Below are 13,394 nucleotides of genomic sequence, written 5' to 3'. Positions count from 1 at the left end.
CATGCCGTTCGTACCCGTACTGCACGCCGAGTGGATCAAGATCCGGACGCTGCGGTCGCTGCTCGGCGCACTGGGCGCGATGCTCGTCGTCACCGTGGCCCTCTCGGCGGTCACGGCCACCCGGGCCGACCGGTCCGACCCGCTGTACGCCGTGTTCTCCGGCGTCAGCCTCGGCCAGGTCGCCGCAGTGGTCTTCGGCGCGCTCGCGGTGTCCGGCGAGTACCGGGGCGGAGCCCTGCGGCTGACGCTCGCCGGGGTGCCGGACCGGACGAGATGGTTCGCCGCGAAGGCCGTCGCCGTCGCGCTGCCGGCGCTCGCGGTGGGGCTGCTGACCGGGCTGGTGACGCTCACGGTGGGCAGGGCGACGGCGGGGGAGTCCGGGCCCTCGCCGGCCGACGGGCTGCGCGGGGCGGTCGGCTGTGCGCTGTACCTGACGCTGATGGCCTTGTTCGCCGCCGGACTCGCGGCCGTGCTGCGCAGCGGGGTCGGCACGCTCGGGCTGCTGATCCCGTTCCTGCTGATCGTGTCCTTCGTCGTCGGAGACCTCGCCTCCGCAGCGGCCGACTGCCTGCCCGACCGTGCGGGCCAACTCGTGCTGCACAGCGGCCCCGCGGGCTCACTCGGTCCCTGGACGGGGCTCGCGGTGACCGCGCTGTGGGCGGGAGCGGCACTCGGTGCGGGCGCCTGGTGCGTGCGGCGGCGGGACGCCTGACGCACCGCCAATTGTCAGTGGCGGCAGCTTTACTGGAACACATGGACGTCGTCGCACGGCACCTCGCCGCCCTCGACCGGCTCCGCGCGCGGGACCTCCCGGCGGCCGGGGCCGGTCACCACACCGTGGAACTGGAGCCCGGCCAGGGTCCGGGACCGGCCGCGGACGACCTCCACGCCCTGCGCGTGGCGATAGCCCAGCGTCTGAGCGCCCGCTGGGGCGAGGCACCCCCCTGGGGCCAGCTCACCCTCCGCCTGCGGCTCGCCCGGGGCGAAGAGATACCCGAGCCCTGGGCCACCCTCTGCCTGCGCACCGACGAACTCGACGTCTGGCAGGCGGAGGAGAGGTGGCTCGCCGTCGGCGTGGCCGACCGGGACGAGACCGACGCGATACGCCTCCTCGCCACGGTGACCCGTACGGCCCCGCCCTGAGGGCCCTCCCGTGATCCCCGGCGGGCGCGCGACGACAGCCACGGCACCTCGCCGTGTTGTCGGATCGCCCGCATACGCCCAGTACGAGAGCGATCCTCCGCCTTGCGAGGCACGGCGCCGGGCCCCGCCCCCTCATCCGGCCCGATCCGAACGAAAGACCCTAGCCGGCCGCCTCGCGCAGCCGGGCGAACTCCTCCGCCATGCCCGCCACCGTCCAGTGGGCGTTCAGGCCGCTCGGGTTGGGCAGCACCCAGACGCGGGTGTCGCCGAACGTGCGCTCCTGCGGGCCCACTCGGGCCCTGCGGTCACCGAAGGCGGCCCGGTAGGCGGTCACGCCGACCACGGCCAGCCAGCGGGGCGCGTACCGCTCGACCTTGGCGGCCAGCACCCGGCCGCCCTCGACGTACTCCTCGGGCGACAGCTCGTCCGCGCGGGCCGACGCCCTGGCCACCACGTTGGTGATCCCGAGCCCGTAGGAGAGCAGCTCGCGCTCCTCGGCGGGCTTCAGCAGGCGCGGGGTGAAACCGGAGCGGTGCAGCACCGGCCAGAAGCGGTTGCCGGGGCGGGCGAAGTGGTGGCCGGTGGCTGCCGACATCAGGCCCGGATTGATGCCGCAGAACAGGACATGGAGGCCGTCGGCGAGCACGTCGGGGACCAGACGGTCGCGTGCGGCCTCCAGATCCGCCTGGGAGAAGGGGCTCAGAGGATCGCTCCGGGCGTGTAGCCGGCCGCCTCCGGGCGCTGCTTGGCGATCTCCTCGATCCGGCCCACGACCACGCCGACCTGGTCGGCGGCCGCGCCCGTGAAGGACAGCTTGTCGGCCATCAGCGCGGCCAGCTGCTCGCGGTCCAGCGGCAGCCGGTCGTCGGCCGCCAGCTTGTCCAGCAGGTCGTTGCGCTCGGCGCCCTGCTCCCGCATGGCGAGCGCGGTGGCCACCGCGTTCTCCTTGATCGCCTCGTGCGCGACCTCGCGGCCCACGCCCGCGCGCACCGCGCCCATCAGCACCTTGGTGGTGGCGAGGAACGGCAGGTACCGGTCCAGCTCGCGGGCGACGACGGCCGGGAAGGCGCCGAACTCGTCCAGCACGGTCAGGAACGTCTCCAGCAGGCCGTCCAGCGCGAAGAACGCGTCCGGCAGCGCGACCCGGCGCACCACCGAGCAGGACACGTCACCCTCGTTCCACTGGTCGCCCGCCAGCTCGCCGGTCATCGAGGCGTAGCCGCGCAGGATCACCATCAGGCCGTTGACGCGCTCGCAGGAGCGGGTGTTCATCTTGTGCGGCATCGCGGACGAGCCGACCTGGCCGGGCTTGAAGCCCTCGGTGACCAGCTCGTGCCCGGCCATCAGCCGGACCGTCTTCGCCAGCGAGGACGGCGCCGCCGCCAACTGCACCAGCGCGGTGACGACCTCGTAGTCCAGCGAGCGCGGGTAGACCTGGCCGACCGAGGTGAACGCCTGGCCGAAGCCCAGGTGGTGGGCGATGCGCCGCTCCAGCTCGGCCAGCTTGCCCGCGTCCCCGCCCAGCAGGTCCAGCATGTCCTGCGCGGTGCCGACCGGGCCCTTGATGCCGCGCAGCGGGTAGCGGCCCAGCAGCTCCTCCACCCGGCCGTAGGCCACCAGCAGCTCGTCGGCGGCGGTGGCGAAGCGCTTGCCCAGGGTGGTGGCCTGCGCGGCGACGTTGTGCGAGCGCCCGGCCATGACCAGCTCGGCGTACTCGCCGGACAGCCGGCCGAGGCGGGCCAGCACGGCCACCGTGCGGTCGCGGACCAGCTCCAGGGAGAGCCGGATCTGCAGCTGCTCGACGTTCTCGGTGAGGTCGCGGGAGGTCATGCCCTTGTGGACGTGCTCGTGCCCGGCGAGATCGTTGAACTCCTCGATCCGCGCCTTGACGTCGTGCCGGGTGACCTTCTCGCGTTCGGCGACGGAGGCCAGGTCCACGGTGTCGAGGACGCGCTCGTAGTCTGCGATCGCCTCGTCCGGCACCTCGATGCCCAGGTCCTTCTGGGCGCGCAGCACGGCGAGCCAGAGCTGCCGCTCCAGTCTCACCTTCTGCTCGGGCGACCAGAGCGTGGCGAGCTCGGCGGAGGCGTACCGTCCGGCGAGGACGTTGGGGATGCGGGGCTTGGCGGGCGCTGAAGTCACGTGCACCGAGTGTACTGGCGATTCGTGCAGGCCAGCGCCGTGGGGTGACTCGGAGGAAGCTACAAGGCGCGCGGGGCGGGTACCGGGGGCGGGTTCCCTACCCTTGCAGTATGCGCATGCGTCCTACGTTGAGCTGGACCCCGAGCGGAGATCTGCCGCCGGGCATCACCGACCCGGAGCCGGTCGCCGAGGCGCTGGGCGCGGGCGGGGTGCTCGTCCTCAGCGGGGCGGGCATCTCCACCGAGTCCGGCATCCCCGACTACCGGGGCGAGGGCGGCAGCCTGAGCCGGCACACCCCCATGACCTACCAGGACTTCACCGGCGGGGCGCAGGCCCGGCGCCGGTACTGGGCCCGCAGCCACCTCGGCTGGCGCACCTTCGGCCGGGCCCGCCCCAACGCCGGGCATCAGGCGGTCGCCGCCTTCGGGCGGCACGGCCTGCTCGCCGGTGTGATCACCCAGAACGTCGACGGCCTGCACCAGGCGGCCGGGAGCGAGGACGTCGTGGAACTCCACGGCAGCCTCGACCGGGTCGTCTGCCTCTCCTGCGGCGACGTCAGCGCCCGCCGCGACCTCGCCGCGCGTCTGGAGGAGGCGAATCCGGGGTTCGACCCGGTGGCCGCCGGCATCAACCCCGACGGGGACGCCGACCTCACCGACGACCAGGTGGAGGACTTCCGCGTCATGCCCTGCGCGGTCTGCGGCGGCATCCTCAAACCGGACGTGGTGTTCTTCGGCGAGGCCGTCTCACCCGCGCGGGTCGCGCACTGCCGCGCCCTGGTCCGCGAGGCGGCCACCCTGCTGGTCCTCGGCTCCTCGCTGACGGTCATGTCCGGCCTCCGCTTCGTCCGGCAGGCGGCCGAGGCCGGCAAGCCGGTGCTCGTCGTGAACCTGGCCCCCACCCGCGGCGACGCCCACGCCCGCGCACGCGTCGCCCTCCCGCTCGGCCCGGCCCTCACCGCCGTCGCCGGCCGGCTCGGGGTTCCCCTGGACGGGTCCGGCTCCCGCGTCGGCTGACCGGTGCGAATCGGGGCACCGCCCGGGTGCTACGCCGGTTCCTCGTGCGTCAGCTCGTACGGCAGCAGCTCCGGGCGCTTGGCCGGGAGACCGTCGCCGGAGGAGCGGCCGGTCAGGCGGCGGGCTATCCACGGCAGCAGGTACCGCCGGGTGAAGCGGACGTCGGCGACCCGGCGGGCCGCCCAGCCGGGCGGCGGGGTGGTCGCCATGGGGGTGCGCCACTCGGCGTCCTCGGCGTCGTGGCCGAGCGCCTGCCAGACCGCCTCCGCCACCCTGCGGTGCCCCTCGTGGGTGAGGTGCAGCCGGTCCACGTCCCACAGGCGCGGGTCGCCCAGCGAGGGCGCCCCGTACAGGTCGACCACGACCGCGTCGTGCTTGGCCGCCAGTTCGTCCACGCAGGCGAACAGCTCCTCCATGCGCGGCCGGAACCGGTCCAGCACCGGGCCGTGGCGGCCGGGGCTGCGCATCAGCACCAGCCGCTCGCAGTGCGGCGCGAGCCCTTCCACGGCCTCGGTCAGCAGGTCCCGGACGCGGACCATGTCGCACTTGGGGCGCAGCGTGTCGTTCAGCCCGCCGACCAGCGTGATCACGTCGGGGCGCATCGCGGCCGCGACCGGTACCTGCTCGTCCACGATCTGCTGGATCAGCTTGCCGCGCACCGCCAGGTTGGCGTACCGGAAGCCGGGCGTGCGGGCGGCCATCCGGGCCGCGAGGAGGTCCGCCCAGCCCCGGTAGGAGCCGTCGGGCAGCAGGTCCGACATGCCCTCGGTGAAGGAGTCGCCGACGGCGACCAGGCTGGTGTACGCGGGAGGTGTGGGATTCGTCTGCATGGCGACACAGATGCTATCCCGGCGCCATACCCACCAGTCGGTCCCCCCGGCACCTCTCAGGCGGGCTGCCCGAACAGCTCCCGCAGCACGTCCTCCATGGTCACCAGCCCGGCCAGCTTCCCGTCCGCGCCGATCACCGCCGCCACGTGCGTACGGCTGCCGCGCATCGCGGTGAGCACGTCGTCCAGCGGGGAGGACTCCCGCACCCGCGCGATCGGCCGCATGTCGCGCAGCCGGAACGGCACGTCGCGCGGCGAGGCGTCCAGCGCGTCCTTCACGTGCAGGTAGCCCACGATCCGGCGCCCCACGTCGACCACCGGGAACCGGGAGAACCCCGATTCGGCCGACAGCCGCTCCAACTGCTCCGGGGTCACCCCGACGCTCGTGTAGACCACTCGCTCCAGCGGCACCACCACGTCCCGGACCGGGCGGCTGCCCAGCTCCAGGGCGTCGCGCAGGCGCTCCTGCGCCCGGCCGTCGATCAGGCCCGCCTCGGTCGCGTCCTTGACGATCTCGGCCAGCTGGGTGTCGGTGAAGGTCGCGGACACCTCGTCCTTGGCCTCCACCCGCAGCAGCTTCAGCAGACCGTTGGCGAAGGCGTTGATGGTGAAGATCACCGGCCGCAGCGCGCGGGCCAGCGCCACCAGCGGCGGCCCGAGCACCAGCGCGGTGCGCACCGGTTCGGCCAGCGCGATGTTCTTCGGCACCATCTCGCCTAGCAGCATGTGCAGATACGTGGCCAGGGTCAGCGCGATCACGAAGGACACCGCGTGCCCGGCGCCCGCGGGCACACCCACCGCGTGGAACACCGGCTCCAGCAGATGCGCGATGGCCGGCTCCGCGACCACACCGAGGACCAGCGTGCACAGCGTGATGCCGAGCTGCGCGGCCGCCAGCAGAGCCGACACGTGCTCCAGCCCCCACAGCACCCGCCGCGCCCGCCTGTCGCCCTCCTGGGCCAGCGGCTCCACCTGTGAGCGGCGCACCGAGATCAGCGCGAACTCGGCACCCACGAAGAAGGCGTTGACGACCAGGGTCGCCAGACCGATCAGGATCTGTACGGCGGTCATCGCGCCCTCTCGGTCGACTCGTCGGTGTGCCGGCCGTGCGGCGCCCTGGCCGGGGCGTGCAGCAGCACCCGTGCGGCCCGGTGCCCGGAGGCGTCCACCACGTCCAGCCGCCAGCCGCCGGCGTCCACGCTGTCCCCGACCTCGGGGATACGGCCCAGCTCGGTGGCGACCAGCCCGGCCAGCGTCTCGTACGGGCCGTCGGGCACCCTGAGGCCCACCCGCGCCAGTTGGTCGGTGCGGGCCGCTCCGTCCGCCGAGTACAGGGTGCGGCCCTGGTCGTCGGTGCCCGCCGGGGCCAGGTCGGGGGTCTCGTGCGGATCGTGCTCGTCGCGGACCTCGCCGACGACCTCCTCGACGATGTCCTCCAGGGTCGCCACGCCCGCCGTGCCGCCGTACTCGTCTATGACGACGGCCATCGTGCGCCTGCCCGACAGCCGGTCCAGCAGGCGGTCCACGGTCAGGGACTCCGGGACCAGCAGGGGCTCGCGCATGATCTGGGTGACGGAGCGGACCGGCCGGTCCTCGGCTGGCAGCGCCAGGACGTCCTTGATGTGGGCGACACCGACGACCGAGTCCAGCCCTCCCCGGTGAACCGGGAAGCGGGAGAGGCCGGTGGCCCGCGTCGCGTTCGCCACGTCCTCGCAGGTGGCCAGGGTGTCGAGGGCGACGACCTGGACGCGCGGGGTCATCACGTTCTCCGCGGACAGGTCCGCCAGGTTCAGCGTGCGCACGAACAGCTCGGCGGTGTCCGGCTCCAGCGCACCCGCCTTGGCGGAGTGCCGGGCGAGCGCCACCAGTTCCTGCGGACCGCGCGCGGAGGCCAGTTCCTCGGCGGGCTCCAGGCCGAAGCGGCGCACGACCCGGTTGGCGGTGTTGTTGAGGTGGGTGATGAAGGGCCGGAAGACCAGGCTGAACCAGCGCTGCGGCGTGCCCACCCGCTTGGCCACGGCCAGCGGCGAGGAGATCGCCCAGTTCTTCGGCACCAGTTCGCCGACGACCATCAGGAACACCGTCGACAGGGCGGTCCCCAGCACCAGCGCGGCCGAGCGGGCGGTGGCGTCGGACAGGCCCATCGCCCGGAACGGTCCGGAGAGCAGCGACGCGATGGACGGCTCGGCGAGCATGCCGACGACCAGATTGGTCACGGTGATGCCGAGCTGCGCGCCGGAGAGCTGGAAGGTGAGCTGGCGTACGGCCTTGAGCGCGCCCGAGGCGCCGGTCTCACCGTTCGCCGCCGCACGCTCCAGTTCGCCGCGCTCGACCGTGGTCAGCGAGAACTCGGCCGCCACGAAGGCGCCGCAGGCGAGTGACAGCAGGATCGCCACCAGCAGGAGGAGCACTTCGGTCATCGGGTCACCTCCGTCCCAGGATCGGTCAGGACGGGGAGGACCGCGCGATGTCGGTGACGTGGACCGGCAGGGTCGTCCATGGGTGGACGCTCACAACCTTTCATCGAGTGCCGAGGTGCCGCCTCAATGGTAAAGGATGGGCAAAGCGACCTCTACGGGGTCAGCACCGCGAGCCGGCAGGCCGAGCACCGCCGGCCGTCGAAGCCCACGATCACCGTGCCCACCAGCACTCCGTCCAGCTCCGCCGGGAGCAGGGCCTTTGGGTCCCGCTCGATCAGCCGGGCCACCCCGGCGCGGTCGTCGCTGGTGCTCGTCCCCTCGGCGGCCTCACCCCAGAACGCCGGCACGGCGTCGATGCCGGCGGGCAGCGCGTGCCGGGCGCCCGGATCGCCCATGTCCCGGGCCGAGCAGACCACCCGACCGCCCGGCCGGGAGGCGGGGCCTTCAGCGGGACTGGTCTCGCTCCCGGCGCACCTGCGCACGGCGGCCCTTGACATTGGCGCCGCGCATCGCGCGTACGACGTCGTCCGCCGCCTCCTCGGGAACCTCCACCAGCGAGAAGCGGTCCGCGATCTCGATGGCGCCGATGTCCCGGCCGCTCAGCCTGGTCTCCCCGGCGATGGCGCCCACGATGTCCTGCGGCCGTACGCCCGCGCTGCGTCCGGCGCCGACGAACAGCCGGGTCATGCCCGGCGAGGTCCGCCGATCGCGGGGCCGTCCGCGCTGGCCCCGGTCGCGCTCGCCCCGGCCCCGGTCACCGCGATCCCGGTCGCGGTCCCTCGGCGCCGGCTCCGGGATCTCCTCCTCGTCGAAGGCCGCGCCCCCCGACTCGTGGGCCAGCTTCACCGCCGCCAGCGCCACGTCCATCACGTCGAACTCGTCCCCGAGAGTCTCCACCACCACCCGGAAGCGCTCCAGGTCCTCGTCCTCCAGCAGACTCTCCTGCAGCGCGGCCCGCGTCAGCTCCAGCCGCCTGGCCCGCAGGTCCGCCACCGAGGGCACCTTCTCCAGCGGGACCTTCCGGCCGGTCGCCCGCTCGATCGCCTTGAGCATCCGGGACTCGCGGGGCTCCGCCAGCGTGATCGCCACACCCTCGCGGCCCGCGCGCCCCACCCGGCCGATGCGGTGCACGTACGACTCCGGCGCGGAGGGCACGTCGTAGTTGATCACATGGGTGAGGTGCTCGACGTCGATGCCGCGCGCCGCGACGTCGGTGGCGACCAGCAGGTCCGCCGTGCCGCCCCGCAGCCTGCCCATCACCCGGTCCCGCTGCTCCTGGCTCAGCCCGCCGTGCAGCGCCTCGGCGCGGTAACCGCGGCCGTTCAGGGTCTCCGAGAGCTGGTCGACCTGGTCGCGGGTGCGGCAGAACACGATCGCCGCCTCCGGGGACTCCACGTCCAGCAGCCGGCCCAGCGCCGCCGCCTTCTGCGCCCGGCCCACGATGTACGCCGACTCCCGGACGCGCGGCGCCTCGCCCGGCGCCGGGGCCTCCCGCTCGATCCGCACCCGCACCGGATCGTTCAGGTGCTTGCGTGCCATGGAGTCGATCCGGGAGGGCATCGTGGCCGAGAACAGCACCGTCTGCCGGTCCTCGGGCACGTTCTCCAGGATCGAGTCGATGTCCTCCGCGAACCCCATGTCCATCATCTCGTCGGCCTCGTCCAGCACGACCGTGCGCAGTTGGCCGAGGGGCAGTGTGCCGCGCGCGATGTGGTCCAGCGCGCGGCCCGGTGTCGCCACCACCACGTCGACCCCGCGCTGCAGTTCCCGGAGCTGGCGGCCGATGGGCTGGCCACCGTAGACCGGCAGGACACGCACGCCGAGGTCGGTGCCGTAACGGTGGACCGCCTGCGAGACCTGGATGGCCAGCTCGCGGGTCGGCACCAGTACCAGCGCGCCGGGCCCCTTGCCCCTGCCCTCGGCGGCGATGCGCTGGATCAAGGGCAACGCGAACGCGGCGGTCTTGCCGGTGCCGGTGGCCGCCTGCCCCAGCAGGTCGTGGCCCTCCAGCAGGGGCGGGATGGCCTCCTGCTGGATCGGGGTGGGCTCCTCGTAGCCGAGGGCGGTCAGCGCCCGCTGGATCTCGGGGGCCAGGGCCAGATCGGCGAAACCGGCCTGGCCCTCGCTGGAGTCGGTCGTCATGGCGCATCCCTTTTCCGGCTGGGGGACGCGGTACCTGGACGGACGGCCGGGCTCGAAGACACGCGGGCCCGCGTGGGGCCCGAGGTCCGCGCCGGGACGCGCCCCCTTGCAGATCACGCGGTACGGACCATCTATACCGTGCCGCGCCGGCAGGAAACCCGCCACCGGACCGTGCCCTCACTCGTGGGCGATGGCAGCCAGGACGTTCATCCGCGAGGCCCGCAGTGCCGGGAGCAGGGCCGCCACCACACCCACCGCCGCCGAGCCGATCATCACGGCGACGATGGTGCTCCACGGCACCTGCAACTCCTTCATCCCGCGCAGCGCCAGCACCTGCTGACCGCACACGCCCCACACCAGCCCCAGCGCCAGCCCGAGCACCGCGCCGAAGACCGCGATCACCACCGACTCCAGCCGGATCATCCGGCGCAACTGCCGCCGGCTCAGCCCGATCGCCCGCAGCAGCCCGATCTCGCGGGTGCGCTCCACCACCGACAGCGCCAGCGTGTTGACCACCCCGAGCACCGCGATGACGATCGCCAGCCCGAGCAGCGCGTACACCAGGTACAGCAGCACCGAGATCTGGTCGTGCACCAGCTTCTTGTAGTCGGCCTGGTCGCGGATCTGGAGCTGCGGGTACGGCCTGAGCGCCGACGTCAGGTTCGCCCGCAGACCGGCCGCGTCGGTGCCGGGCGCGGCGTTGACGTAGAGGACCGAGTCCTGGCCGCCGGGTACGTACTTCTCCACCGTGCCGAGGCCCAGGAAGATCCCGCCCTGGGTGCCGAAGCCCTCCGGCGACTCCAGGTCGGTGAGCGCGCCCACCGTCAACGGCGCCACCTTGCCGCCGGGGAACTCGACGGGCAGCGTGCTCCCCACGCGCGCCCCGTGGTCCCGGGCGAACCCGGCGTCCATCGCCAGCCGGCCGTCCGCCAGCGCGGCCTCGGTGCCGCCGCTCGCGTAGGTGAGGTGCACGACGTCGTCCAGCCCCGGGCCGTAGGCGGACGCGGCCGTCTGCACCCGCCTGCCGTCCGGCATCCGCACCGCGAGCGGCGTGATCCGCTGCGCCACGACCAGACCGACCCCCTGCGTGCCCCGCACCGTGCGCCGCACATCGGCGCTGAACGGGGTGAAGTTGGCACTCTGCACGATGAGGTCCGCGCCCAGGGTGCGGTCGATCTGGCGGTCGAACGAGGCCGACATCGAGGCGCTCGCCACCGACATCCCGCCTACCAGAGCGAGGCCCACCATCAACGCCGCCGCCGTGGCACCCGTACGGCGCGGGTTGCGCAGCGCGTTGCGCTGGCTCATCCGGCCCACCGAACCGAACAGCGCCGGGAACGCGCCGCCCAGCACCCGGATCACCGGCCGTACCAGCAGCGGACCGGCGATCACCGTGGCGATCAGCGTCAGCACCACGCCCAGCCCCAGCAGCGCGGCGGCCGGAGCCGCCTTCGTCGCCGCCACGCACCCCGCCAGCGCCGCGGCCCCGGCCACGCCCATGACCGCGCCCGCGACCGCCCGGCCGGTCAGCGGCCGGTCCACCCCGGCGATCTCCGCGTCCGACAGCGCCGCCATCGGCGACACCGTCGCCGCCCGCCGCGCCGGGAGGTAGGCGGCGACGAAGGTGACGCCCACCCCGACCACGTACGCCGCGACCGGCGTGCCCCAGCCGATCACCATCTCGGTGGCCTTCAGGTTCATCCCGAACAGGCTCATCAGCCGGATCAGCCCGTACGCCATCCCGATCCCGGCCGCGAGGCCCAGCGTGGAGCCCGCCACGCCGAGCAGCAGCGCTTCCAGCAGCACCGAGCGCCTGACCTGGCGCCGGTCCGCGCCCAGCGCCCGCAGGAGGCCGAGTTCCCGGGTGCGCTGGGCGATCAGCATGGAGAAGGTGTTGACGATCAGGAAGATGCCGACGAGCACCGCGATCCCGGCGAAGCCCAGCATCACGTACTTGATCACGTCGAGGAATCCGCCGAGGTTCGCCGCCGCCGACTTGGCCTGCTCGGCGGCCGTCCTCAGCTCGTAGCCGCCGCTGCCGATCGCGGCGGCTACCCGGTTCTTCAGCTCCGTGTTCGTGACGCCCGGCGCCGCCTCCACCGAGATGGAGGTGGCCTTTTCCGCCGAGCCCAGCAACTGCTTCCCGGCCGTGCCCTGGTCCAGGAAGACCAGCGCGGCGCCGGGATTGGTGGTGCGGAAGGTGGCGATGCCGACGACCCTGACCCGGAACGTGCCCGGCTGGGCCTGCACGGTCAGCGTGTCGCCGACCCGCACGTGCTTCTTGCCCGCGGTGTCCGCGTCCAGCAGCGCCTGGTCCGCGCCGTGCGGGGCGTGACCCGATGTCAGCTCCACCGGGCTGCGGTCGGTCAGGTGCCAGGAGGTGGCGATCGTGGGGGCGCCGGTGGTCGGGCCGACGGACCGGTTGCGACTGTCGATCACCGTGACGTTCTGCACCGACACGTCCGCGTGAGCCGAGGCGGCACCGGGGACCGTCGCCACCTTGCCCGCGAGGCCGGCTGGAACCGTCTGTACCGCGCCGCCCGGCACCGGGGAGCGCAGGTCCTGCTTCGGGCCGACCGTCACGTCGGCCGCGGTGGAGGCGAACAGCCGGTCGAAGGTACGGGTCACCGTGTCGGAGAAGATCAGGCTCCCCGAGACGAAGGCCACGGACAGCACGACGGCTAGGGCGGACAGCGCCAGTCGCCCCTTGTGCGCGAGAAAACTCCTCAGAGTCGCCTTGAGCACGGTGGTCTCAGTCCTCCCGCGCCACGGCGTCGTCACCGAGCCGGCCCCGGACCACGTCGAACGCCTTCATCCGCTCCAGCACGGTGTCCGCCGTGGGCCGCTCCATCCGGTCCACGATCCGGCCGTCGCCCAGGAAGAGCACCAGATCGGAGTGGGCGGCCGCGCCGGGGTCGTGCGTCACCATGACCACGCTCTGCCCGAGGTCGTCCACCGCGCCGCGCAGGAAGCCCAGCACCTCCAGACCCGAGCGGGAGTCCAGGTTGCCGGTGGGCTCGTCCGCGAAGATCAGCTCCGGCTGCGAGGCCAGCGCCCGCGCGCAGGCCACACGCTGCTGCTGTCCACCGGACAACTGGGACGGACGGTGGCCGAGCCGGTCTCTCAGCCCCAGGCTGTCGATCACCTGGTCCACCCAGCCGGTGTCGGGCGCGCGGCCCGCGATGTCCATGGGCAGCGTGATGTTCTCCGCCGCCGTCAGGGTGGGGATCAGATTGAACGACTGGAAGACGAACCCGATCCGGTCCCGGCGCAGCCTGGTCAGCTCACCGTCCTTCAGCCCCGTGATCTCGGTGTCCCCGAGCCACACCTGCCCGGCCGAGACCGTGTCCAGCCCGGCCAGGCAGTGCATCAACGTCGACTTCCCCGATCCGGAGGGCCCCATCACGGCGGTGAACCGACCGCGCGCGATGTCCACGTCCACCGAGTCCAGCGCGACCACGGCGGTCTCCCCGGTCCCGTACGCCTTGGTCAGCCCCCGTGCCCGGGCCACCGTCCCCCGGCCCGGCGCCGCACCCGGCGCGTCCTGAGCAGCAGATGTGAACAAGATGCACTCCCCGTCGCCTCGACACCACGGCTACGCCCGAGCCTAGTGCTGTGACCGGCAAGGTTCACCGGCTCGCGGCGTCCGGCACGGCACCTCGCCGCGTTGTCGCGTCGCCCGAGTACATCCAGTACGCGGGC

General features: G+C 73.3%; 11 protein-coding genes and 1 pseudogene. 3 read left to right on the top strand and 9 right to left on the bottom strand.

Features of this window, described 5'->3' with window-relative positions:
* Position 1: 1 nt before the first annotated feature.
* Entirely contained in the window at positions 2–712 is a 711-nt protein-coding gene (locus ACWCV3_RS24775; protein WP_451228139.1) for an ABC transporter permease, read from the top strand.
* A gap of 41 nt (positions 713–753) precedes the next feature.
* Positions 754–1,143: a hypothetical protein gene (locus tag ACWCV3_RS24770; protein ID WP_451228136.1), complete on the top strand. Its 390-nt coding sequence runs from the start codon at positions 754–756 to the stop codon at positions 1,141–1,143.
* Between the two features lie 160 nt (positions 1,144–1,303).
* Here the strand turns inward: ACWCV3_RS24770 and mug are convergent, their stop codons facing one another.
* A complete protein-coding gene (gene mug / locus ACWCV3_RS24765) occupies positions 1,304–1,789 on the bottom strand; it encodes a G/U mismatch-specific DNA glycosylase (protein WP_451228133.1) in 486 nt (161 codons plus the stop codon).
* A 53-nt stretch (positions 1,790–1,842) separates the two neighbouring features.
* The gene (gene purB, locus ACWCV3_RS24760; protein ID WP_451228130.1) at positions 1,843–3,285 is read right to left on the bottom strand and encodes an adenylosuccinate lyase; all 1,443 of its coding nucleotides are present in this window, start codon (positions 3,283–3,285) and stop codon (positions 1,843–1,845) included.
* Between the two features lie 110 nt (positions 3,286–3,395).
* On the opposite strand from purB, the gene ACWCV3_RS24755 reads away from it, so the two are divergent.
* Positions 3,396–4,301, top strand: a complete 906-nt coding sequence (locus ACWCV3_RS24755) for an NAD-dependent protein deacetylase (protein ID WP_451228127.1) — start codon at positions 3,396–3,398, stop codon at positions 4,299–4,301.
* Positions 4,302–4,330: 29 nt separating this feature from the next.
* Here ACWCV3_RS24755 and ACWCV3_RS24750 read toward each other — a convergent pair whose 3' ends face one another.
* The 7 genes and pseudogenes from ACWCV3_RS24750 to ACWCV3_RS24720 form a co-directional block, all read right to left on the bottom strand.
* Positions 4,331–5,131: an SGNH/GDSL hydrolase family protein gene (locus ACWCV3_RS24750; protein ID WP_451228124.1), complete on the bottom strand. Its 801-nt coding sequence runs from the start codon at positions 5,129–5,131 to the stop codon at positions 4,331–4,333.
* Positions 5,132–5,187: 56 nt separating this feature from the next.
* On the bottom strand, positions 5,188–6,201 hold the full coding sequence (locus ACWCV3_RS24745; RefSeq protein ID WP_451228121.1) for a hemolysin family protein: 1,014 nt from the start codon (positions 6,199–6,201) through the stop codon (positions 5,188–5,190).
* Positions 6,198–7,550, bottom strand: coding sequence for a hemolysin family protein (locus ACWCV3_RS24740; protein WP_451228118.1), 1,353 nt, complete (start codon positions 7,548–7,550; stop codon positions 6,198–6,200). Before ACWCV3_RS24740 ends, ACWCV3_RS24745 begins: the two co-directional genes overlap by 4 nt.
* Before the next feature lie 164 nt (positions 7,551–7,714).
* Positions 7,715–7,945 (bottom strand): annotated as a pseudogene (locus ACWCV3_RS24735) (GNAT family N-acetyltransferase); the annotation flags it as partial.
* Between the two features lie 49 nt (positions 7,946–7,994).
* On the bottom strand, positions 7,995–9,692 hold the full coding sequence (locus ACWCV3_RS24730) for a DEAD/DEAH box helicase (RefSeq protein ID WP_451228115.1): 1,698 nt from the start codon (positions 9,690–9,692) through the stop codon (positions 7,995–7,997).
* A gap of 177 nt (positions 9,693–9,869) precedes the next feature.
* A complete protein-coding gene (locus ACWCV3_RS24725; protein WP_451228112.1) occupies positions 9,870–12,437 on the bottom strand; it encodes an ABC transporter permease in 2,568 nt (855 codons plus the stop codon).
* A gap of 7 nt (positions 12,438–12,444) precedes the next feature.
* The gene (locus ACWCV3_RS24720) at positions 12,445–13,257 is read right to left on the bottom strand and encodes an ABC transporter ATP-binding protein (protein WP_451228109.1); all 813 of its coding nucleotides are present in this window, start codon (positions 13,255–13,257) and stop codon (positions 12,445–12,447) included.
* Positions 13,258–13,394 lie beyond the last annotated feature (137 nt).

The sequence above is a fragment of the Streptomyces sp. NPDC001781 genome, assembly GCF_053596035.1.
This window is presented reverse-complemented; position numbering and strand designations above follow the sequence as displayed.